At 62.8% G+C, this 19,488-nt stretch carries 22 protein-coding genes; 11 read left to right on the forward strand and 11 right to left on the reverse strand.

Annotation, left to right across the window (positions count from 1 at the left end):
* Nucleotides 1-128: 128 nt before the first annotated feature.
* Nucleotides 129-410 (forward strand): cupin domain-containing protein, encoded by a 282-nt coding sequence (locus NMG70_RS08770; protein ID WP_065011517.1) that lies wholly within the window; start codon nt 129-131, stop codon nt 408-410.
* Nucleotides 411-452: 42 nt separating this feature from the next.
* On the opposite strand, the gene NMG70_RS08775 is transcribed toward NMG70_RS08770, so the two are convergent.
* The 6 genes from NMG70_RS08775 to NMG70_RS08800 all read right to left on the reverse strand — a co-directional run bounded on the left by NMG70_RS08775 (nt 453) and on the right by NMG70_RS08800 (nt 6,190).
* Nucleotides 453-872 (reverse strand): VOC family protein, encoded by a 420-nt coding sequence (locus NMG70_RS08775; RefSeq protein WP_254024132.1) that lies wholly within the window; start codon nt 870-872, stop codon nt 453-455.
* Between the two features lie 61 nt (nt 873-933).
* The gene (locus tag NMG70_RS08780) at nt 934-2,259 is read right to left on the reverse strand and encodes a bifunctional folylpolyglutamate synthase/dihydrofolate synthase (protein ID WP_254024133.1); all 1,326 of its coding nucleotides are present in this window, start codon (nt 2,257-2,259) and stop codon (nt 934-936) included.
* A gap of 124 nt (nt 2,260-2,383) precedes the next feature.
* Nucleotides 2,384-3,310 carry an acetyl-CoA carboxylase, carboxyltransferase subunit beta gene (gene accD / locus NMG70_RS08785; RefSeq protein ID WP_254024134.1) on the reverse strand — a complete coding sequence of 309 codons (927 nt, stop codon included), beginning with the start codon at nt 3,308-3,310 and terminating at the stop codon, nt 2,384-2,386.
* A gap of 94 nt (nt 3,311-3,404) precedes the next feature.
* Nucleotides 3,405-4,244: a tryptophan synthase subunit alpha gene (gene trpA, locus NMG70_RS08790; RefSeq protein WP_254024135.1), complete on the reverse strand. Its 840-nt coding sequence runs from the start codon at nt 4,242-4,244 to the stop codon at nt 3,405-3,407.
* A gap of 2 nt (nt 4,245-4,246) precedes the next feature.
* Entirely contained in the window at nt 4,247-5,497 is a 1,251-nt protein-coding gene (gene trpB, locus NMG70_RS08795) for a tryptophan synthase subunit beta (RefSeq protein WP_254024136.1), read from the reverse strand.
* 33 nt (nt 5,498-5,530) lie between these two features.
* On the reverse strand, nt 5,531-6,190 hold the full coding sequence (locus NMG70_RS08800) for a phosphoribosylanthranilate isomerase (RefSeq protein ID WP_254024137.1): 660 nt from the start codon (nt 6,188-6,190) through the stop codon (nt 5,531-5,533).
* Between the two features lie 108 nt (nt 6,191-6,298).
* Between NMG70_RS08800 and NMG70_RS08805 the strand changes: the two genes are divergently transcribed.
* On the forward strand, nt 6,299-6,517 hold the full coding sequence (locus NMG70_RS08805; protein WP_254024138.1) for a hypothetical protein: 219 nt from the start codon (nt 6,299-6,301) through the stop codon (nt 6,515-6,517).
* A gap of 86 nt (nt 6,518-6,603) precedes the next feature.
* Here NMG70_RS08805 and NMG70_RS08810 read toward each other — a convergent pair whose 3' ends face one another.
* The 4 genes from NMG70_RS08810 to NMG70_RS08825 all read right to left on the reverse strand — a co-directional run bounded on the left by NMG70_RS08810 (nt 6,604) and on the right by NMG70_RS08825 (nt 9,974).
* The gene (locus NMG70_RS08810) at nt 6,604-7,362 is read right to left on the reverse strand and encodes a M48 family metallopeptidase (protein ID WP_029347461.1); all 759 of its coding nucleotides are present in this window, start codon (nt 7,360-7,362) and stop codon (nt 6,604-6,606) included.
* A 101-nt stretch (nt 7,363-7,463) separates the two neighbouring features.
* Entirely contained in the window at nt 7,464-7,934 is a 471-nt protein-coding gene (locus tag NMG70_RS08815; protein ID WP_254024139.1) for a DUF2852 domain-containing protein, read from the reverse strand.
* Nucleotides 7,935-8,051: 117 nt separating this feature from the next.
* A complete protein-coding gene (locus tag NMG70_RS08820; RefSeq protein WP_254024140.1) occupies nt 8,052-9,194 on the reverse strand; it encodes a benzoate/H(+) symporter BenE family transporter in 1,143 nt (380 codons plus the stop codon).
* 3 nt (nt 9,195-9,197) lie between these two features.
* Entirely contained in the window at nt 9,198-9,974 is a 777-nt protein-coding gene (locus tag NMG70_RS08825) for an alpha/beta hydrolase (protein WP_254024141.1), read from the reverse strand.
* 211 nt (nt 9,975-10,185) lie between these two features.
* On the opposite strand from NMG70_RS08825, the gene infC reads away from it, so the two are divergent.
* From infC to pheT, 8 genes are all read left to right on the forward strand, one after another.
* The gene (infC, locus tag NMG70_RS08830) at nt 10,186-10,722 is read left to right on the forward strand and encodes a translation initiation factor IF-3 (RefSeq protein ID WP_254016371.1); all 537 of its coding nucleotides are present in this window, start codon (nt 10,186-10,188) and stop codon (nt 10,720-10,722) included.
* A gap of 140 nt (nt 10,723-10,862) precedes the next feature.
* The gene (locus tag NMG70_RS08835; protein ID WP_254024142.1) at nt 10,863-11,507 is read left to right on the forward strand and encodes a methyltransferase family protein; all 645 of its coding nucleotides are present in this window, start codon (nt 10,863-10,865) and stop codon (nt 11,505-11,507) included.
* Nucleotides 11,508-11,650: 143 nt separating this feature from the next.
* Entirely contained in the window at nt 11,651-12,307 is a 657-nt protein-coding gene (locus NMG70_RS08840) for a methyltransferase family protein (protein WP_254024143.1), read from the forward strand.
* A gap of 205 nt (nt 12,308-12,512) precedes the next feature.
* On the forward strand, nt 12,513-12,716 hold the full coding sequence (gene rpmI, locus NMG70_RS08845; protein ID WP_006201248.1) for a 50S ribosomal protein L35: 204 nt from the start codon (nt 12,513-12,515) through the stop codon (nt 12,714-12,716).
* Nucleotides 12,717-12,810: 94 nt separating this feature from the next.
* A complete protein-coding gene (gene rplT / locus NMG70_RS08850; RefSeq protein ID WP_023796882.1) occupies nt 12,811-13,212 on the forward strand; it encodes a 50S ribosomal protein L20 in 402 nt (133 codons plus the stop codon).
* Between the two features lie 95 nt (nt 13,213-13,307).
* Complete coding sequence (gene pheS, locus NMG70_RS08855) at nt 13,308-14,393, forward strand: phenylalanine--tRNA ligase subunit alpha (protein WP_254024144.1); 1,086 nt, start codon at nt 13,308-13,310, stop codon at nt 14,391-14,393.
* A complete protein-coding gene (locus tag NMG70_RS08860) occupies nt 14,390-14,815 on the forward strand; it encodes a GFA family protein (RefSeq protein ID WP_254024145.1) in 426 nt (141 codons plus the stop codon). The genes pheS and NMG70_RS08860 overlap by 4 nt, the downstream gene beginning before the upstream one ends.
* Nucleotides 14,812-17,220: a phenylalanine--tRNA ligase subunit beta gene (gene pheT / locus NMG70_RS08865; protein WP_254024146.1), complete on the forward strand. Its 2,409-nt coding sequence runs from the start codon at nt 14,812-14,814 to the stop codon at nt 17,218-17,220. The genes NMG70_RS08860 and pheT overlap by 4 nt, the downstream gene beginning before the upstream one ends.
* Nucleotides 17,221-17,483: 263 nt before the next feature.
* Here the strand turns inward: pheT and NMG70_RS08870 are convergent, their stop codons facing one another.
* Nucleotides 17,484-18,479 carry an aldo/keto reductase gene (locus NMG70_RS08870; protein ID WP_254024147.1) on the reverse strand — a complete coding sequence of 332 codons (996 nt, stop codon included), beginning with the start codon at nt 18,477-18,479 and terminating at the stop codon, nt 17,484-17,486.
* A gap of 96 nt (nt 18,480-18,575) precedes the next feature.
* On the opposite strand from NMG70_RS08870, the gene NMG70_RS08875 reads away from it, so the two are divergent.
* Nucleotides 18,576-19,466 (forward strand): LysR family transcriptional regulator, encoded by an 891-nt coding sequence (locus tag NMG70_RS08875; RefSeq protein WP_254024148.1) that lies wholly within the window; start codon nt 18,576-18,578, stop codon nt 19,464-19,466.
* The last annotated feature ends 22 nt before the right edge of the window (nt 19,467-19,488 follow it).

Raw genomic sequence — 19,488 nt, forward strand, 5'->3', positions numbered from 1 at the left:
TGCAGTAGTACTTTATTTGCGCATGACCCAGAAAATCGAATTCGATTTTCTGGGTCATGCGCTGGTCCGCCCTGGCACTCGCCACTTGCCACCTCATGTTCTTGTCTGGCTTAAGGCAGGAGAACGATATGACCGGATCCGCCAAGGCCACCGTCTTCATCGACAATGAGCGCGTCATCGTCACCGAATACCGCTTCGCGCCAGGCGACAACACCGGCTGGCACCGTCATGGCCACGATTATGTCATCGTGCCGCTGATGGACGGCAAGCTCAAGCTCCTGACCAAGGACGGCGAATCCTTCGCCGAGATGAAGAAGGGGGCGCCCTATTTCCGCAAGGAGGGCGTGGAGCATGACGTCATCAACGCCAATGAGGGCGAGTATGCCTTCATCGAGATCGAGCTGAAGTAATCCACCAAGGCCGTCTCAGCCCGCCATAGGCCGGCGGCGCGGTCACCAATCCGCGATACGATCGCCTCCGACGAATTGTGCACTTTTCTCAGTATATTCAAACAGTTCTATCTTCACATCGTTAGGATCGCGAATCCATGCCTGGTAGGTATCATCGCACGCGTGTTTCTTTGAAGTGACGTCAACGCCTTTCGACCTTACGTGGGCGATCGCGGCGTCAATGTTTTCCACGTCGAGGCAGAAGTGGTTGATCTGGTTCAAGTCGCTAAAGCTGGCCCCATCTTTCCGGAACACCTCGATGTGGCTGCGGCTGCCGCAACTGAGGTAGAAACCCAAAATCTTGCCGTCGCGCAGGAAGTTGAATTGGGTGTCCATGCCGAGGACGTCCCGATAGAAGCTTCGCGTCGCCTCGAGGTCATCCGCGAAGATGCAAACGTGAGCGAGCTGCTTTACCTTGATCATGACTGGCTCCTCGCGGTGATCTGACGAAGTCCGCGTCATCGTGCCCTGGTCAACACGCGCCTCAAACCGGCGGCGTGCCGTTTTCGGCCAGCACTGCGCCGGCCAGATACAATGAACCGCTGATCAGGATGCGCGGCGGCGGTCCGTCCCATGTGTCGCGCAGCAGCATCAGCGCATTGGCGACGGAGGTCACCGGTTCGGCCGACAGGCCGGCCTCGACGGCGCGGATCGCCAGTTCGTCATTCGGCACGCTGGCCTCGCTGAGGCTCACCGGCACGGTGTAGACATGCCGCACCAGCCCCTTGAAGGCGCTGAAATAGCCGCTCTGGTCTTTGGTGTTGATCATGCCGGAAATCAGGAACAGCGGTCGCGGGTTCTTTTCCTCCTGCTCGGCAAGTGCTTCGGCGACGACCACGCCGGCGCCCGGATTGTGGCCGCCGTCGAGCCAGATGTCGGCGCCCTTCGGCGCCAGTTCCGTCAGTCTGCCTTGCGGCAATTTCTGCATCCGCCCCGGCCAGGCGACATTGGCCATCGCCTTGTCGGCGACGCGATGGCTGATCTCGAAGCCCGCCGCCTTGACCGCCGCAATCGCCGCCGCCGCATTGGCGAACTGATGGCGCCCCGGCAGGCGCGGCGGCGACAGGTCCATCAGCCCGTCTTCGTCCTGATAGACCATCCGGCCGTTTTCCTCGAAGGCGAGGAAATCCTGGCCATAGACGAAGGCGGGACAGTCAAGCCGCTCGGCGGTTTCGATAAGAACCTGTAGCGCCGTTTCGCTTTCCTGCGCGCCGATGACCACCGGGCAACCGCCCTTGATGATGCCGGCTTTTTCGGCTGCGATCAGTTCGACACGGTCGCCGAGAAAGGATTCGTGGTCGAGCGAGACCGGCATGATCACCGACACCGCCGGCTCGCTGATGACATTGGTGGCATCAAAACGGCCGCCAAGGCCGACCTCGATGATGACGGCATCTGCCGGATGTTCGGAAAACAGCAGGAAGGTGACGGCGGTGAGGATTTCGAAGACGGTGATCTTCTGGCCATCATTGGCTTTGGCGACGCGGCCGATTGCGTCGGCGAAGACCTTGTCCTCGACCAGCCTGCCGCCGCCATCGGCGGCCAGCCGGTAGCGCTCATGCCAGTTCACCAGATGCGGCGATGTGTGGACATGGACGCGGTGGCCGGATGCTTCCAGCAGAGCCCGCGAAAACGCGGCGCAGGAGCCCTTGCCGTTGGTGCCGGCGATGTGGATGACCGGCGGCAGATGGTCCTGCGGATTGCCCAGCCGCTCCAGCAGCCGCGAAATGCGGTCAAGCGAAAGATCGAAGCCCTTCGGATGAAGCGACATCAGGCTTTCGATTTCGCGGTCGGCGGCAAGCGTGGTCATGGGAGAATCCTAGCGCATGACCCCGAAAATCGAAATCGATTTTCGGAAAGGATCACGCGCGAAATCAACATGCTACAGCGCCACGGATGGCGCGCAATCGCGGTTCGCGACGACGGATGTCGCGTCAGGCTTGCGGGCGCGCTTCCGCCGGGAGCGCCACCGGCGGCAGGATTTCCGGTTCCAGCGGCTTTTCTTCCTCCGGCAGCTTGAGCAGCATCTTCAGGAGCCGCGCGATCGTCTGGCGCATCTCCAGCCGCGACACCACCATGTCGACCATGCCGTGCTCCATCAGATACTCGGCGCGCTGGAAGCCGTCGGGCAGTTTTTCCCTGATGGTCTGCTCGATGACGCGCGGCCCGGCAAAGCCGATCAGTGCGCCGGGTTCGGCGATGTGCACGTCGCCCAGCATGGCGTAGGACGCGGTGACGCCGCCGGTGGTCGGGTTGGTCAGGACGACAATATAGGGAAGGCCGGCTTCCTTCAGCCGATCGACGCCGATCGTGGTTCTCGGCAATTGCATGAGCGACAGGATGCCTTCCTGCATGCGGGCGCCGCCGGAGGCCGCGAACAGGATCAGCGGCCGCTTGCGTTGCACTGCGACCTCGAAGCCACGAACGATGGCGTCGCCGGCGGCCATGCCGAGCGAGCCGCCCATGAAGGCGAAGTCCTGCACGGTCACCACTACCGGCAGGCCTTCGACGGTGCCCAGCGCATTGATGATCGCGTCCTCCAGCCCGGTCTTGGCCTTGGCCTCCTTCAGTCGGTCGGTGTAGCGCTTCTCGTCGCGGAATTTCAGCGGATCCTGCACCACCTTGGGGTTTTCGAGCATCTCGTACTTGCCGTCGTCGAAGAAGAATCTCAGCCGCTCCTTGGCCGAGATCTTCATGTGATGGCCGGAAGACGGGATAACGAACTGGTTCTGCTCCAGGTCCTTGTGGAAGACCATCTCGCCGGTCTCCGGATCCTTGATCCAGAGGTTCTCAGGCATGTCGGTGCGCCGGCCGAGCATCGAATTGATCTTCGGGCGAACGTAGTTGGTGATCCAGTTCATCGCTTCGGCTCCTGTCCTGACGAAGAGTTAGACCATGATCCCGAAAAGTGGAAACCGGTTTCGCTGGGGATCATGGTCAACCAGAAGATCAAGACTATTCGGCGGCAGCAAGGCGGGCCGCGCGCACGCCTTGCGAGAGCCCGCTGACCAGCGTGGCGACCGCCTCGGCCGGGTCGGCGGTCTTTTCGCCCTTCGGTCCCAGAACATTGGCGACCGCATTGACGATCGCGGTGCCGACAACGACGCCGTCGGCCGAGGCCCCGATGATGCGTGCCTGCTCGGCGGTTTTGACGCCGAAGCCGACGCAGACCGGCAGGTCGGTATGGCCCTTGATGCGCGTGACCGCCGCCGCCACCTTGCCGGTGTCGGCAAGTGCTGAGCCGGTGATGCCGGTCATCGACACGTAGTAGACGAAGCCGGAGGTGTTCTGCAGCACCTTGGGCAGGCGCTTGTCGTCGGTGGTCGGCGTCGCCAGCCGGATGAAATTGATGCCGGCCTTCAGCGCCGGAATGCAAAGCTCCTCATCCATTTCCGGCGGCAGGTCGACGACGATAAGCCCATCTATGCCGCTGGCCAGCGCATCCCTGAGGAAGCGGTCGACGCCGTGGATGTAGATCGGATTGTAATACCCCATCAAAACGATCGGCGTTTCGTTGTCGGCGGCACGGAATTCCGACGCCATCTTCAGCGTCTTGACCAGCGTCTGACCGCCTTTCAGCGCGCGCAGGCCGGCCGCCTGGATCGCCGGGCCGTCGGCCATCGGATCGGAAAACGGCATGCCCATTTCGATGATGTCGGCGCCGGCCTTGGGCAGCGCCTTCATGATCGACAAAGCGGTACCGTAGTCCGGGTCGCCGCTCATGAAATAGGTGACCAGCGCCGGGCGGCCCTCGGCCTTCAGCTTGGCCATGCGGCGGTCGATGCGGGTGGTCATGATCAGATCTCCATGCCCAGCATATTGGCCACCGTATGCACGTCCTTGTCGCCGCGGCCGGACAGGTTGACGATGACGATCTGGTCCTTGTCCATGGCGGGTACGATCTTTATCGCATGCGCGATGGCGTGGGCGGATTCGAGCGCCGGGATGATGCCTTCGACGCGTGTCGTCAGCTGGAATGCCTCCAGCGCCTCGTCATCGAGGATTGGCACGTAGTCGACGCGGCCACTGTCGCGCAGCCAGGAATGCTCCGGCCCGACGCCCGGATAGTCAAGGCCGGCCGAGATCGAATGCCCATCCATGATCTGCCCGTCGGCATTCTGCAGGAGGTAGGTGCGGTTGCCGTGCAGCACGCCGGGGGCGCCGGCACTCATCGAGGCGCAATGCTCGATGCCGTCGAGGCCTCGGCCGCCGGCCTCGATGCCGATGATCTTTACGCTGCGGTCGTCGAGGAAGGGATGGAACAGGCCGATGGCGTTGGAGCCGCCGCCGACCGCGGCGATGATCGTGTCCGGCAGCCGGCCTTCCTGCTCGAGGATCTGGGCGCGCGCCTCGGTGCCGATCACCGACTGGAAGTCGCGCACCAGCTCCGGATAGGGGTGCGGGCCGGCGGCCGTGCCGATCAGGTAGTAGGTGTCCTCGACATTGGTCACCCAATCGCGCAGGGCTTCGTTCATGGCATCCTTGAGCGTGCCGTGGCCGGCGGTCACCGGCCGCACCTCGGCGCCGAGCAGCTTCATGCGGAAGACATTCGGGCTTTGCCGGGCGACGTCGGTGGCGCCCATATAGACGACGCAAGGAAAGCCGAAACGCGCCGCCACCGTGGCCGACGCCACGCCGTGCTGGCCGGCGCCGGTCTCGGCGATGATGCGCTTCTTGCCCATGCGCTTGGCCAGCAGGATCTGGCCGAGGCAGTTGTTGATCTTGTGCGAGCCGGTGTGGTTCAGATCCTCGCGCTTGAAATAAACCTTCGCGCCGCCGCCCAGGCCCTTCGTCGAGGAAACCTCGCGAAGATGCCGGGTCAGGCCTTCGGCGAAATAAAGCTTAGACGGCCGCCCGGCATAATGGGTCGAAAGGTCTGTTAGTTCGGCCTTGAAATCCGGATCGTCCTTGACCTCATTCCAGTGCCGCTCGAGGTCGAGGATCAGCGGCATCAACGTTTCGGCAACGAAGCGACCGCCGAAGATGCCGAACATGCCCTGCTCATCGGGTCCGGTGCGGAAGGAATTGGGTATGGCCGGCTTGTTCATCGCCGATCTCCTAGCTTGTGGTTTGAAGCACGGTCAGGCGGCGCGGTTGTCGCGTGCTGCCCTGACGGCCTGGAAAAACTGTTCGATCAGCGCCGGATCCTTGACGCCCGGCGCGCTTTCCACGCCCGAGGAAATGTCTAGTCCTGGCGGGTTGGCTAGCCGAAGGGCATCGCCGATATTGGCGGCGTTGAGGCCACCGGAAAGCATGTAATCGACGCCTGCGTCAAGGCCGGCCAAAACGCGCCAGTCGAAGGCAATGCCGTTGCCGCCCGGCAGTTCCGAACCCTTCGGCGGCTTGGCGTCAAACAGGAAACGGTCGGCAATGCCGACGAAGGGTCTTATCCGCTCCAGATCGGCAGCCTCGCCGACCAGCAGCGCCTTCATCATCGGCAGGCCATAGCGGGCCTTGATCTCGGCCACCCGCTCCGGCGTTTCCGAGCCATGCAGCTGCAGCATGTCCGGGCGCATTTTTTCGACGATTTCATCCAGGAACACATCGCCGGCGTCGACCGTCACAGCAACCGCCTTGGCCTTGCCGATTGCCGCTTCGCGCAAGCGGCCGGCTTCAGCCGGCTCGACATAGCGCGGGCTTTTGGCAAAGAAAATAAAGCCGACATGGCTGGCACCGCCGGCCAATGCCGCGGCCAATGCCTTGTCGGTCTTCAATCCGCATATCTTGATTCCGAGCGCCATGGCGCGGGGATTGGCACGAAACGGCAAAAGAGTCGAGAAAAAGCATCCTGTTTGCCGGCGTTGGGAATGGCCCTAGTTTCAATGGATGGATGAAGGCGGGAGCAAACCATGACGGACAAGACGGTTACAGAGCTCAGGCAGAAGGTCGCGCAGGCCCGCGAGGTCATCGCTCATCTGATGGACAAGGCCGCCTTCAACGGCGCCGAGGCACACCGCGCGCTCGACTATTTCAGCAACGACGCCTTCAAGAAGGACTTCTTGCCATGGCCGCGCCAAACCGACGAAGGCTTGCGGCCGGAGGAGTTGAACGCGGCGAATGACGATTGAGCGGCAGTGCAGAACCTGTTGATGCGGCAGGACAGAGGGGGGCGCGAAGGATCGCTACAGTTTTTATTCCGCTCCCTACAAGCATTCTATTCGAACATGATCGCTTGCAGCGCGCCGCCATTGCGCTTCAGCCAATCCTTGCAGCGCTCGGTGTCGGGGCAGAGCTGCTCGCACAGTTTCCAGAATTTCGGGCCGTGGTTCATTTCCTTGAGATGCGCCACCTCATGCGCGACGAGGTAGTTTATGACCGGTCGCGGCGCCATCATGATGCGCCAGGAGAACGAGAGGTTGCCGTCCGACGTGCATGACCCCCAGCGGCTCGAGGTGTCCTTGAAGCGGATTGCCTTGGCGCGCTTGCCGACCGCCCCGGTATGCTTGACCACCAGCGCCTCGATTTCGCGCTTGGCTTCGCGCTTGAGGAAATCGGCGATACGGCGCGGCAGGTGCACGCGGTCGCCATGGACGATCATCAGCGGACCGCGCTCATCACGCGACAGCGTGACCGTCCCGCGTTTCGAAGGCTCATGAACGATGCGGTGCGGCACGCCGCGCACCGGTATCTTGATGCCGGGCCGCACCTGCGGCCGGTTGGGCACCTTGGCCAGCCGCTGCTCCAGCCAGTCCTGATGGCGGTCGAGGAATTTTTCCACCTCGCCTCGCCGCAGGCCCGGTGGCACGGTGATGCGCAGGCCCCGGCCACCGGAATCGATGCGCAGCGTCAATCGCCGCGCCCGGTCGCTCTCGACGATCTTGAGCGGCAGCGTGCGGCCGGCAACACAATGCTCTCGCTCCACGACTGGGGCGGGCCTGGGTTTGGTCAGGTTGCGGAAGAAGCCGAATGACATGGCCGGGACGATACGTGATTCGAGGAAAACGAATAGAACAAAAAAGAAACGGCGCCGCTGACGCGACGCCGTTTTTGAATATTTATGTCAGGGCAAGTGCCTTACTCGTCAAGTAGGCCCGGCGTGGAATTGCTACCGCCGGTTGTGGGGCCGCCGGTTGTGGGCGACGTCGACTTGTTGCGGTTCGCCATGAAGCGGTCGAACTCTTCCTGGTCCTTGGCGCGACGCAATTCCCTGGCGTACTCGTCGAACTCGCTCAGCATCTCGTCGAGCTTGCGGCGCTCTTCATTGAGCCGCTCGAGTTCTTTTTCGCGCCAGTCGTCGAAAGCGACATTGCCGGTGCGGGCGGAGCCGTGGCCCCAGCGCGCCGCTCTGTCAGAACCACGGCGGCAGCCGGCGAAGATGCCGTCGGTCGCGCGGTTGACGTCGCGCTTGAAGCCGTCAAGCCGGTCGCCCCAGATGATATAGGCGAGCATGGCGAGGCCGAGCGGCCAGAACACCATGAAGCCGATCACCATCAGAGCGATGGTCGCCGGCGTCCAGGCCGGACGGATCAATGCAGATGTGTTCATTTTCTCCCAATCCTTCAGTTGGAGACAGCCAATCCCGGCTGCGTGGATTCGAAATGGGATGAGAAAAACGGCGATTCAAGACAATGTCGGCCAAAACCGGACAAGCATTTGAAATGCTTATTGCTTTTTGAGCGTTTCAAGGAAAAGAACGACCAGGCCCGCAATCAGCCCCCAGAACGCCGCGCCGACGCCGAACAGCGTCAGCCCCGAAGCGGTGACCGCAAAGGTGACGGTAGCGGCCATGCGCTCGCCGTCTTCCGTCAAGGCGATCGCCAGCGCGTTGGCGAGCGGCGCCATCAGCGCCAGCCCTGCAACCAGCACGATTAGGCTCTGCGGCAGCACGGCGAAGATCGCCACCAGCGAGGCGCCGAAAATGGCGAAGACGAGATAGGCAAGCGCATAGAAGGGACCGGTCTTCCAGCGCTCGCCCGGATCGGGATGGACGTCGGGGCCGGTGCAGATCGCCGCCGAGATCGCCGCCAGGTTGGTGGTCGAGGCCCCGAATGGTGCCGACAGCAGCGAAAGCAGACCGGTGACGCCTATCAGCGGGCCGGGTTCGGGGTGATAGCCCGCGGCTCTCAGCACGGCGAGGCCGGACAGGTTCTGCGAGGCCATGGTGACCAGATAAAGCGGCAGCGCCAGGCCGACGATCGCAGTGACGGTGAACTGCGGCGCAATCAGCGTCAAAGTCGAAAGTTCCGGGGTCGGCAGACCACCGACCCGGCCGGTAAGGAAAGCGGCAGCGCCGCCGCCGATCAGCACTGCCAGCACCGAGAGCGCCGGATTGAACAGGCGGATGACAAAGAAGGCGGCGATCAGCGGCAGGATCAGCCACGGGTCGACGGGAATCGCGTTCACCGCATTGATTGCGAAGGTGACGACGATGCCGGCGAGCATCCCCGACGCGACCGAGGCCGGTATCCTGGCGATCAGCTTGGTCAAAGGCCTGAACAGGCCGGTGGCAATCAGCAAAATCCCGGTGACGATGAAGGCGCCGACGGCCTCGCCGATCGAAAAGCCGCTCGATGCCGCGATCAGGGCCACCCCCGGCGTCGACCATGCGGCGATGACCGGCATCTTGGTGCGCCACGACAGCCACAGGCTCTCGATCGCCATGGCGAGGCAGATCGCCGTCACCCAGCTCGCGGTTTCGACCTGCGTCGCGCCGACTGCCTTGGCGGCGGCGATGACGATGGCCAACGTGCCGCCGAAGCCGACAATCGCTGCGACGAAGGCGGATACCGGAATGGAAATGCGCATGTCCTAGCCTGCCTGCCGCACCATGGCGTCGACCGCCCGCACCAGCATGTCGAGATCCTGGGGCCGCGACAGGCGGTGGTCGCCGTCGGGGATCATCGACAGCGTGACGTCGTCGGCCGGCAGCAGGCCGACCAGTTTAAGCGCATGGCTCGGCGGCACGTCGGCATCGGCCAGCCCCTGCAATATGTGGACGGGGCAGTGGGTGTCGATCGGCCCGGTCAGCACCCGGTTGTTGCGACCGTCCTCGATCAGCGCACGGGTGTAGATGTAAGGCTCGGCCGAATAGTCCGACGGCTCCTCGAAAAAACCCTTTTTGGCAAGATCGCGTTTCTGCGCTTTGGTCAGCGCCGGCTCGACCAGTTCGGCGGTGAAATCCGGCGCCGGCGCCAGAAGCACCAGGCCGGCGACGCGGTTCTCGCCTGGCTGGTGCAATTCCTGGCGCAATTCCTGGACCATGCGCAGCGCGATCCATGCGCCCATCGAGGAGCCGACCAGGATTTGCCTGCCTTGCGTGAAATGGCGGAAGACGGCGAGGCTTTGCGAAAGCCAGTTCGAGACTGTGCCGTCGGCAAAGGCGCCGCCCGATTCGCCGTGACCGGAATAGTCGTGGCGCAGGAAAGCGCGGCCTTGCCCGCTCGCCCATTGCGCCAGCGTCTCGGCTTTGGTGCCCAGCATGTCCGACTTGTAGCCGCCAAGCCAGACAATGCCTGGCGCGGCACCCGCAGCGCGCCTGACAGCGATGCTGGTTCCGTCGACATCGAGAAAAACCGGTGCGGTCATGGCTCACTCCTCACGCAGGTCTTTTGACACAGCGGACGGTTCAACGAAAAGTGCTCGGCAACTTTCTTCGTTTGGTACAGGCAGAAGTCAGGCAACAGGTGATTTCCTGTCAGCGCTGTGCTATTGACTCCGGCCGCGCGCTCACCACAGTGGCGCGTTCGCAATTCTGAATTGAAAACCCTGAACGAAACGGCTCAAGGAGACCACGACCATTCGCAGACCTTTCAAAGCAACGGCGCCTACCAAGGATGGCCCGCGCTCCAACCGTGACATCCGGGTTCCCCGGGTCCAGCTTATCGACGCCGAAGGCCACAACCACGGCGATGTCTCCATCAACGACGCATTGCTGCTCGCCGAAGAGGCTGGGCTCGATCTGGTCGAGATATCGCCCAACGCAGTGCCGCCCGTCGTAAAAATTCTCGATCTCGGCAAGCTGAAATACGCCAACCAGAAGAAGGCGGCCGAGGCGCGCAAGAACCAGAAGGTCATCGAGATCAAGGAGATCAAGATGCGCCCGAACATCGACAGCCATGACTACGAGACCAAGATGAAAGCGGTCCGGCGGTTTTTCGAGGAAGGTGACAAGGTCAAGCTGACATTGCGCTTTCGCGGCCGCGAGATGGCGCATATGGAACTCGGCATGCAGCTTCTGAACAAGGTTCGCGAGGAAGTGGCACCGATCGCCAAGGTCGAAGCCGAACCGAAGCTCGAAGGCCGCCAGATGATGATGGTGCTGGCGCCCCGCTAAAGTGATCCCGCTAAAGCGGTCCCGTCACAGCAAAGGCCGCTTCGGCGGCCTTTTGTTTGTTTTTGTCTTCGCCATGATTTCTCCGCAAGTTGCATCGACAAGCAGTCCGGTTGCCGGTCCTCGCGGCGAAAGGATTGTCCATGGCCGCTGCGGCACGTTCTCCGATTGAAAGATCGTTCGACGAAATGGGCCGCTATCAGCGGCGCCGGCGCGTCCTGCTGGCGCTGCTGATCGGTGCTTTTTGCGCTTTGCTGATCTTCGGCGGCTCCACGCACGATGAATTAGGCCACGAACGCATAGAGGGGCAGTACGGCATCGCCCTGATACTGATCGGGATCGGCGGCCGGCTCTGGTCGATCCTCTATATCGGCGGCCGCAAGTCGGCCGAACTGGTTGCTACCGGCCCATATTCGGTTATGCGCAACCCGCTGTATTTTTTCTCCACCGTAGCGGCCGGCGGCATCGGCGCCCAGACCGGCAGCGTGATCGTCTCGGTGGCGTCGGCTGTTTTATGCGCGTCCGCGTTCTACGTCGTCACGCTGCGCGAGGAACGGCATTTAACGACCGTGCTCGGGGCGCCGTACAAGGACTACATCGCACGGGTGCCGCGGTTTTTTCCCAATCCCCGGCTTTATCGCGATCAGGCCGAGGTCACCTTCACACCGCGCATCTTCAATCACACGCTGCGCGATGGCTTGATGTTCGTGGCTTCCATACCGTTTTTCGAACTCATCGAGTCCGGACAGGAAGGCGGCGTAATTCCCGTCCTCTTCTGGCTGTATTGAGCTGCGGATGCCGGCAAAAAGGCGACATGCATTAAATCCGCCTGAATCATCCTGCAGAGGCGTCCCGACGATCGGCGGGCGCCTGTTTTCTTGGCCAGACGCTGCGATCGCTGGCGAAATTCCTCGACGATCGGATTCCCGACATGCTCAATGAAGTTAAATCGGCGCGGGCCGAACAAGCGCAGGCCAGGCGTGCGCTGGGCAGATATCAGCACGCGCGCAGGATGGTGCTTGCCGCCCTCGTGGTCGTCATGTTCGCAGTGCTGCTGTTTGGCCAGTCTGCTTTTCCTCCCGAAAGCGTGCCGCACGAAACGATCGAAATGGTCGGCGTCCTGCTGATCATTCTCGGCGTTGTCGGGCGCTTGTGGTCGACGCTCTATATCGGCGGACGCAAATCCTCCGAGGTGGTTACCAGCGGACCCTATTCGATCACCCGCAATCCGCTCTATGTCTTCTCCTCGATAGCTGCCGCCGGCGTCGGCGCGCAGATGGGCTCGATTACTGCGGCGATCGGCTTCGCGGTGATTTGCGCCGCAGCCTTTCATGTCGTCATCCTGCGCGAAGAGACGTTCCTGAAGGAGGCCTTCGGAACTCCATTCCAGGCCTATATGGCGCGAGTGCCGCGCTTTTTCCCGAAGCTTTCGCTTTATCAGGAAGGCGACACCGGCGGCTTCAAGCCGCGCCTGCTGCGGACGACGCTGCTGGACGGACTGGTGTTCCTCGTCGCCATTCCGTTTTTCGAATCGATCGACGGCGCCCAGCAATCAGGCATACTGCCGGTGCTGTTCCGTTTCCCATAGGCCCAGGTGTGTCGGCACAAGGTGTGTCGGCACTGGGTGTGTTGGCACTGGGTGTTGCACGCCGGCCCGCTTTGACGTATAGCACCGCCGTTCCCAAAAACCGCCCGGCAGGGCATGCCGTGGCGGTTTCATTTGCTTTTCGGGCTTTGGTCGGCCTGAAGCGAACAAAAATGCGCGATGATGCGCACATAAACGGAGTAGCAAAATGCCCAAGATGAAGACCAAGTCAGCCGCCAAGAAGCGGTTCAAGATCACTGGTACGGGTAAAGTCCTGTCGGCTGCGGCCGGCAAGCGTCACGGCATGATCAAGCGTTCCAACAAGTTCATTCGAAATGCCCGCGGCACGATGGTTCTGGCTGAACCGGATGGCAAGAAGGTCATCAAGAATTTTCTGCCGAACGGCCTCTAAGGCATTCGGTCTGGACACGCATTTGTTTTACGCAATTCCGAACGGAAAACCGCTAGGCACTTTTCCTGGAATTGCTTTTTAAGGAGATCATGACATGGCACGCGTAAAAAGAGGCGTCACTTCGCACGCCAAGCACAAGAAGGTCCTGAAAGCCGCCAAGGGTTTTTACGGCCGCCGCAAGAACACCATCCGAATCGCCAAGCAGGCGGTAGAAAAGTCGCTGCAGTATGCCTACCGCGACCGCAAGAACCGCAAGCGTTCGTTCCGCGCTCTGTGGATCCAGCGCATCAATGCCGCGACCCACGAGCATGGCCTGACCTATGGCCGGTTCATCGACGGTCTCAACAAGGCCGGCATCGAGATCGATCGCAAGGTCCTGTCGGACATGGCCATCCACGAGCCGCAGGCATTTGCCGCGCTTGTGGCCAAGGCCAAGGTCGCGCTCGAGTACCTTAAGAACACCACGCCGAACGCTTTTGAAAGCGCTGTAGCCTAACCAGCGCCTTCCCAAGCACATCGACACTTGATTTGGGAAACCCGCGCTGGCAGGGCTGGCGCGGGTTTTTCTTTGCCTTCAATCGAGTCTGAAACATGAGTGACATGGAAACTCTCGAAAATTCCCTGATGAGCGACATTGCGTCGGCCGCCGACGAGCAGGCGATCGAAGCCGTGCGTGTTTCAGCGCTCGGTAAGAAGGGCACGGTCTCCGAAATGCTGAAGACGCTCGGCTCGATGAGCGCAGAAGAGCGCCAGATAAAAGGCCCGGCGATCAACGGTCTCAAGAACCGCATCACCGAGGCGCTTACCGCGCGCCGCGCCGAGCTGAAGGACGTGGCGATCGCGGCACGGCTCGCGGCGGAAAAGGTCGACGTCACGCTGCCGGTGCGGCAATCTCCGGCCGAGCGCGGCCGCATCCATCCGATCAGCCAGGTCAGCGACGAGATTGCCGCGATCTTCGGCGACCTCGGCTTCGCCATCGCCGAAGGTCCCGATATCGAGACCGACTACTACAATTTCACCGCACTGAACTTCCCGGAAGGCCATCCGGCACGCGAGATGCATGACACCTTCTTTTTCCAGCCGGACGAGAGGGGCGAGCGCAAGCTTTTGCGCACCCACACCTCGCCGGTGCAGATCCGCACCATGGAGGTGCAGAAGCCGCCGATCCGCATCGTCATTCCCGGAAAGACCTACCGCCAGGATTCCGATGCCACGCACTCGCCGATGTTCCATCAGGTCGAGGGGCTGGTGATCGACAGATCAGCCAACGTCGCCAACATGAAATGGGTGCTGGAGGAGTTCTGCAAGGCCTTCTTCGAGGTCCGCCAAGTCAAGATGCGCTTCCGGCCGAGCTTCTTCCCGTTCACCGAACCCAGCATGGAGGTCGACATCCAGTGCGACCGATCGCGGCCGGGCGAGGTGCGCTTCGGCGAAGGCTCCGACTGGATGGAAATCCTTGGCTGCGGCATGGTCCACCCCAATGTGCTCAGATATGGCGGGCTCGACCCCGACGAATATCAGGGCTTTGCCTGGGGTATGGGCATCGATCGCATCGCCATGCTGAAGTACGGCATGCCGGATCTGCGCGCCTTCTTCGACGCCGATGTGCGCTGGCTGTCGCATTACGGCTTCCGGCCGGTCGACATGCCGACGCTGTTCGCAGGCCTGAGCGCATGACGGCGGCCCACACCGGCGGCTGCCGCTGCGGCGCCGTGCGGTTCGAGGCTTCGGCCGAACCGCACCATGTCAGCTATTGCCATTGCGGCGATTGCCGGCGGGCCAGCGGCGCGCCGGTATCGGCTTTCGTCGGCTTCATCACCGAGCAGGTCGCTTTTACGGGCAAGGCGCTGAAGATGTTCGAGAACGGCCCGGTGACGCGCTCCTTTTGCGGCATCTGCGGCTCGCCGATCGCCTATGTCGACGAGCGGCTGGCCGACCACATCTATTTCATGCTCGGCGCCATGGACATGCCGGCCTATTTCAAGCCGACGCACCACGCCCATGTGCGCGAGCAGCTTTCCTTCCTGCACATGCCGGACGACTTGCCACGCCATTTGAAAACCAGCGTGCCCAGACCATCAGACGGAACACAGTCATGAAACTCACCCTCTCCTGGCTCAAGGATCACCTAGAGACCGATGCCACGCTCAACGAGATCGTCGAGCGGCTGACCTCGATCGGCCTCGAGGTCGAGCATGTCGACGACAGGTCGAGCCTGAAGCCCTTCGTCATAGCCAGGGTGCTGACGGCGGAGCAGCATGCCGATGCCGACCGGCTGCGCGTGCTGACGGTCGATACCGGCGACGGCAAGGCCCCGGTGCAGGTCGTCTGCGGTGCGCCCAATGCGCGCGCGGGCCTGATCGGCGCCTTTGCAGCACCCGGCACCTATATTCCCGGCATCGACGTGACGCTGACGGTCGGCAAGATCCGTGGCGTCGAAAGCCACGGCATGATGTGCTCCGAGCGCGAGCTCGAGCTTTCGGATGAGCATGACGGCATCATCGATCTGCCCGCCGATGCGCCGGTCGGCACCAGCTACGCCGCCTATGCGCATCTCGACGATCCGGTCATAGAGATCAATTTGACGCCGAACCGGCCGGACGCGACCAGCGTCTATGGCATCGCCCGCGATCTGGCTGCGAGCGGGCTCGGCCGCCTCGTCGGCGGCGCGATCATGCCGCATGCCGGCAACGGTATGTGCCCGGTGAAGGTGACGATCGAAGCCCCTGAGCTCTGCCGCGGCTTCGCCCTGAGATTGGTGAAAGGTGTGAACAACGGTCCGTCGCCGAAATGGCTGCAGCAGCGGCTGATCGCCATTGGGCTAAGGCCGATCAGCGCGCTGGTCGATATCACCAACTATGTCACTTTCGACCGCGGCCGACCGCTGCATGTGTTCGACGCGAACAAGGTCGCCGGCAATCTTACCGTACGCCGGGCGCGTGACGGTGAAAAGGTGCTGGCGCTCGACGGCCGCGAATACACGCTGACGCCAGACATGTGCGTGATAGCAGACCAGGACGGCGTCGAATCGATCGCCGGCATCATGGGCGGCGAGCATTCCGGCTGCGACGAGAACACCACAGACGTGCTGATCGAATCGGCACTTTGGGATCCGATGACCACGGCCCGCAGCGGCCGAACGCTCGGCATCATCAGCGATGCGCGTTACCGGTTCGAGCGCGGCGTCGACCCTGAATTCATGGTTCCCGGCGTGGAGCTGGCGACCAAGCTGGTGCTGGATTTCTGCGGTGGGACGCCGACCGAAACCGAAGTCGTCGGCTATGCCGGCCACACGCCGAAGGTGGTTGCCTTCCCGCTGTCGGAAGTGAAGCGGCTGACCGGCATCGAGGTGCCCAGGGACGAGAGTCTCGCCATCCTTTCGCGCCTCGGCTTCAAGCCGGAAGGCGCGGGCGATGTCGTCAATGTGGCGGTGCCGTCCTGGCGGCCGGATGTCGACGGCAAGGCCGATCTGGTCGAGGAAGTCATGCGCATCCACGGCGTCGACAATATCGCCCCGCAGCCGCTCGGCGCGCATGATGCCGTCAACGCCAAGATCCTGACCACGCTGCAGATCCGCACCCGCGCCGCCAAGCGGGCGCTGGCCGTGCGCGGGATGATGGAGGCGGTCACCTGGTCGTTCATTCCAGCAAAACACGCCGAACTGTTCGGCGGCGGCCAGACAGCTCTCAAGCTTGTCAATCCGATCGCCGCCGACATGTCCGACATGCGGCCGTCGCTGCTGCCGGGCCTGATCGCCGCCGCGCAGCGCAATGCCGACAAGGGCATCGGCGATGTCGCGCTGTTCGAAGTATCGGGCACCTATGAGGGCGATGCGGCCGACCAGCAGCGGCGCGTCGCCGCCGGCGTGCGGCGCGGCACGGCCAAGCTCGACGGCTCCGGCCGCCACTGGGCCGGCAATGCCGGTTCCGTCGGCGTGTTCGACGCCAAGGCCGACGCGATCGCAGCACTCGAAGCCTGCGGCGCGCCGGTCGAGCGGCTGCAGGTCGAGGCCGGCGGCCCGGCCTGGTATCATCCCGGCCGCGCCGGCACGATCAAGCTCGGACCGAAGGTCATCTTGGGAACGTTCGGCGAATTTCACCCGAAGACGCTGGAGGAACTGGACGTCTCCGGGCCGCTCTGCGGCTTCGAAGTGTTCATCGATGCCGTGCCCGAGCCCAAGGCCAAGCCGACGCGGACAAAACCGAAGCTGGAGCTGTCCGCCTTCCAGGCGGTCAAGCGCGATTTCGCCTTTGTCGTCGACAAGGCAGTCGAAGCCGGCACGCTGACCCGCGCCGCCCTTGCCGCCGACAGGAAGCTGATCACCAACGTCTCGGTCTTCGATGTTTTCGAAGGGGCATCACTGGGTGCTGCCAAGAAATCGATCGCCATCGAAGTGTCGATCCAGCCGGTCGAAAAGACGCTGACCGACGAGGATTTCGAGGCATTGGCAAAGCGCATTGTCGAGAATGTGCACAAGCAGACGGGTGGCGTGCTGCGGGCATAAGTTGCAAACCAAGAAGGGGCACCGCGCCGTCTTGCCTTCTCCCCTTGTGGGAGAAGGTGGATTGGCGCGCAGCGCCAAGACGGAAGAGGGGTGTTGGACGGAGCGCGGCTATTGCCAAGCTGGAACACCCCTCATCCGTCGCCTTCGGCGACACCTTCTCCCACAAGGGGAGAAGGGAGAGCGCGCGAGACCTAAACGCTGGCGAGACAAACGGCTCGCCCCGGAAGGGCAACTCAAGCCTGAAGCGATTTCATAGCCGCTGTCTATCCATTGACCAGCGCCAGCATTTCTTCAGTGTAGCGCTTGCCGACGACCTTCTCCGGCGACAGGGCGTCGCCAATGGCCGCCACTTCCGCCTGGCTCAGCCCAATCTGTGCTGCTGCCGCATTCTGCTCGAGATGGCGGATTTTTCGCGCCCCGGGGATCGGCACGATGAAATCGCCCTGGTGCAGCACCCAGGCCAGCGCCAACTGCGCCGACGTCACACCCTTCTCCGCCGCCATTGTATCAAGCGTGGCAATGACCGCCGCATTGGCCGCCATGGCGTCGGCCTGGAAGCGCGGCAATCCACGGCGCCAGTCGCCGGCGCCAAGAACCTCGGGGTTGGCGATCGTGCCGGTCAGCAGGCCGCGACCGAGCGGGCTGTAAGGGACAAAGCCGATGCCGAGCTCGCGGCAGACGGCAAACACCTCGTCTTCCGGATCGCGGCTCCACAGCGAATATTCGCTCTGCACGGCAGATATCGGATGCACGGCATGCGCCCGGCGGATGGTCGCCGCACTCGCCTCCGACAGGCCAAGCGCGCGCACCTTGCCTTCGCGCACCAGCTCGGCCATGGCGCCGACCGTATCCTCGATCGGCACGTTCGGATCGACGCGATGCTGATAGTAGAGGTCGATCACCTCGGTATCCAATCGCATCAATGAGGCTTCGGCGACCGCCTTGACGTGTTCGGGGCGGCTGTCGACACCCGCCATGCGCTCGGTGCCGCTTCCTTCTTCCAGAATCTTGAAACCGAACTTTGTCGCAATCGTCACCTGATCGCGCACCGGCTTCAGCGCCTTGCCGAGCAGGATCTCGTTCTCGTAGGGGCCGTAGACCTCGGCGGTGTCGAAGAAATTGACGCCGATGTCGACGGCACGGTGCAGCGTGGCAATCGCGTCCGCCTCCGGCTGGCCGCCGTAGACGAAGCTCATCCCCATGCAGCCGAGGCCGACCGGATAGACGTCAAGTTCATTTCCAAGCTTGCGGGTTTGCATCACGCGTCTCCTTGTTGTGATGCGGCAGAGATAGCGCCTTGCACTGCGATCGATAATCGGCTCTTACTTGCACGGGCTGTTCTAAAAGATAGATCAATGAAGCGAGCACATCTCTCTCAACTTGCGGTGCTGGCAACCGTCGCCCAGTGCGGCAGCTTCCGCGGTGCGGCCAAGGAGCTCGGCATTGCGCCCTCCGCAGTCAGCCATGCGGTATCCAGCCTGGAGGCACGTCTTGGCGTGCGGCTCCTGGCGCGCAGCACGCGCAGCGTCGCCCCGACCGAGGCAGGCGCACAACTGCTCGAGCGGCTAAGGCCGGCGCTGTCGGAAATCGATCTGGCGCTGGAATCGGCGGTCGAGGCGCGCGACCGGCCGGCCGGCAACCTCAGGCTGACGGTGCCGCGCACCGCAGCCCACCTGGCACTGACGCCGCGCCTCGGCGCCTTTGCATCGGCCTATCCGGACATCGTGCTGGAGATCGTCATCGAAGACCGTTTCACCGATGTAGTCGAAGGCGGCTTCGACGCCGGCGTCCGGCTCGGCGAAAGCCTGCAGCGCGACATGATCGCGGTGCGTATCGGGCCAAACCTTCGCGGCGCCGTCGTCGGCGCGCCATCCTATTTCGCAACCATGCCCAGACCGCGCCATCCCAACGATCTCGTCGGTCACCGTTGCCTCCGCTTTCGCTTCTCCAGCGGCATCCTCTACCGCTGGGAATTCGAGAAGGACGGCGAGGAGATCGAGCTGGCGGTGCAAGGGCCGCTGATCCTCGACGAGGACCATCTGATCGCCCATGCGGCGGTCGACGGCGCCGGTCTTGCCTTCCTGTTTGAGGATTATGTTCGCGAGGCGCTGGCCGCCGGCAAACTCGTTCGCGTGCTGGAGGACTGGTGCCCGCCCTTCGACGGCTTCTTCGTCTACTACCCGAGCCACCGCCAGATGCGGCCGGCGCTGCGAGCCTTCGTCGATTTCTTCAACATGACTGGATGAAAGCCGGACTCACCAGCGTTCA

This window comes from Mesorhizobium ventifaucium (genome assembly GCF_935822925.1).
GTDB classification, from domain to species: domain Bacteria; phylum Pseudomonadota; class Alphaproteobacteria; order Rhizobiales; family Rhizobiaceae; genus Mesorhizobium; species Mesorhizobium ventifaucium.

Excerpts from the sequence above, each read along its gene's own strand:
- NMG70_RS08770 (WP_065011517.1), top strand. The coding sequence starts at position 129 with ATGACCGGATCCGCCAAGGCCACCGTCTTCATCGACAATGAGCGCGTC.
- NMG70_RS08775 (WP_254024132.1), bottom strand. The coding sequence starts at position 872 with ATGATCAAGGTAAAGCAGCTCGCTCACGTTTGCATCTTCGCGGATGAC.
- NMG70_RS08780 (WP_254024133.1), bottom strand. The coding sequence starts at position 2,259 with ATGACCACGCTTGCCGCCGACCGCGAAATCGAAAGCCTGATGTCGCTT.
- accD (WP_254024134.1), bottom strand. The coding sequence starts at position 3,310 with ATGAACTGGATCACCAACTACGTTCGCCCGAAGATCAATTCGATGCTC.
- trpA (WP_254024135.1), bottom strand. The coding sequence starts at position 4,244 with ATGACCACCCGCATCGACCGCCGCATGGCCAAGCTGAAGGCCGAGGGC.
- trpB (WP_254024136.1), bottom strand. The coding sequence starts at position 5,497 with ATGAACAAGCCGGCCATACCCAATTCCTTCCGCACCGGACCCGATGAG.
- NMG70_RS08800 (WP_254024137.1), bottom strand. The coding sequence starts at position 6,190 with ATGGCGCTCGGAATCAAGATATGCGGATTGAAGACCGACAAGGCATTG.
- NMG70_RS08805 (WP_254024138.1), top strand. The coding sequence starts at position 6,299 with ATGACGGACAAGACGGTTACAGAGCTCAGGCAGAAGGTCGCGCAGGCC.
- NMG70_RS08810 (WP_029347461.1), bottom strand. The coding sequence starts at position 7,362 with ATGTCATTCGGCTTCTTCCGCAACCTGACCAAACCCAGGCCCGCCCCA.
- NMG70_RS08815 (WP_254024139.1), bottom strand. The coding sequence starts at position 7,934 with ATGAACACATCTGCATTGATCCGTCCGGCCTGGACGCCGGCGACCATC.
- NMG70_RS08820 (WP_254024140.1), bottom strand. The coding sequence starts at position 9,194 with ATGCGCATTTCCATTCCGGTATCCGCCTTCGTCGCAGCGATTGTCGGC.
- NMG70_RS08825 (WP_254024141.1), bottom strand. The coding sequence starts at position 9,974 with ATGACCGCACCGGTTTTTCTCGATGTCGACGGAACCAGCATCGCTGTC.
- NMG70_RS08835 (WP_254024142.1), top strand. The coding sequence starts at position 10,863 with ATGGCCGCTGCGGCACGTTCTCCGATTGAAAGATCGTTCGACGAAATG.
- NMG70_RS08840 (WP_254024143.1), top strand. The coding sequence starts at position 11,651 with ATGCTCAATGAAGTTAAATCGGCGCGGGCCGAACAAGCGCAGGCCAGG.
- rpmI (WP_006201248.1), top strand. The coding sequence starts at position 12,513 with ATGCCCAAGATGAAGACCAAGTCAGCCGCCAAGAAGCGGTTCAAGATC.
- rplT (WP_023796882.1), top strand. The coding sequence starts at position 12,811 with ATGGCACGCGTAAAAAGAGGCGTCACTTCGCACGCCAAGCACAAGAAG.
- pheS (WP_254024144.1), top strand. The coding sequence starts at position 13,308 with ATGAGTGACATGGAAACTCTCGAAAATTCCCTGATGAGCGACATTGCG.
- NMG70_RS08860 (WP_254024145.1), top strand. The coding sequence starts at position 14,390 with ATGACGGCGGCCCACACCGGCGGCTGCCGCTGCGGCGCCGTGCGGTTC.
- pheT (WP_254024146.1), top strand. The coding sequence starts at position 14,812 with ATGAAACTCACCCTCTCCTGGCTCAAGGATCACCTAGAGACCGATGCC.
- NMG70_RS08870 (WP_254024147.1), bottom strand. The coding sequence starts at position 18,479 with ATGCAAACCCGCAAGCTTGGAAATGAACTTGACGTCTATCCGGTCGGC.
- NMG70_RS08875 (WP_254024148.1), top strand. The coding sequence starts at position 18,576 with ATGAAGCGAGCACATCTCTCTCAACTTGCGGTGCTGGCAACCGTCGCC.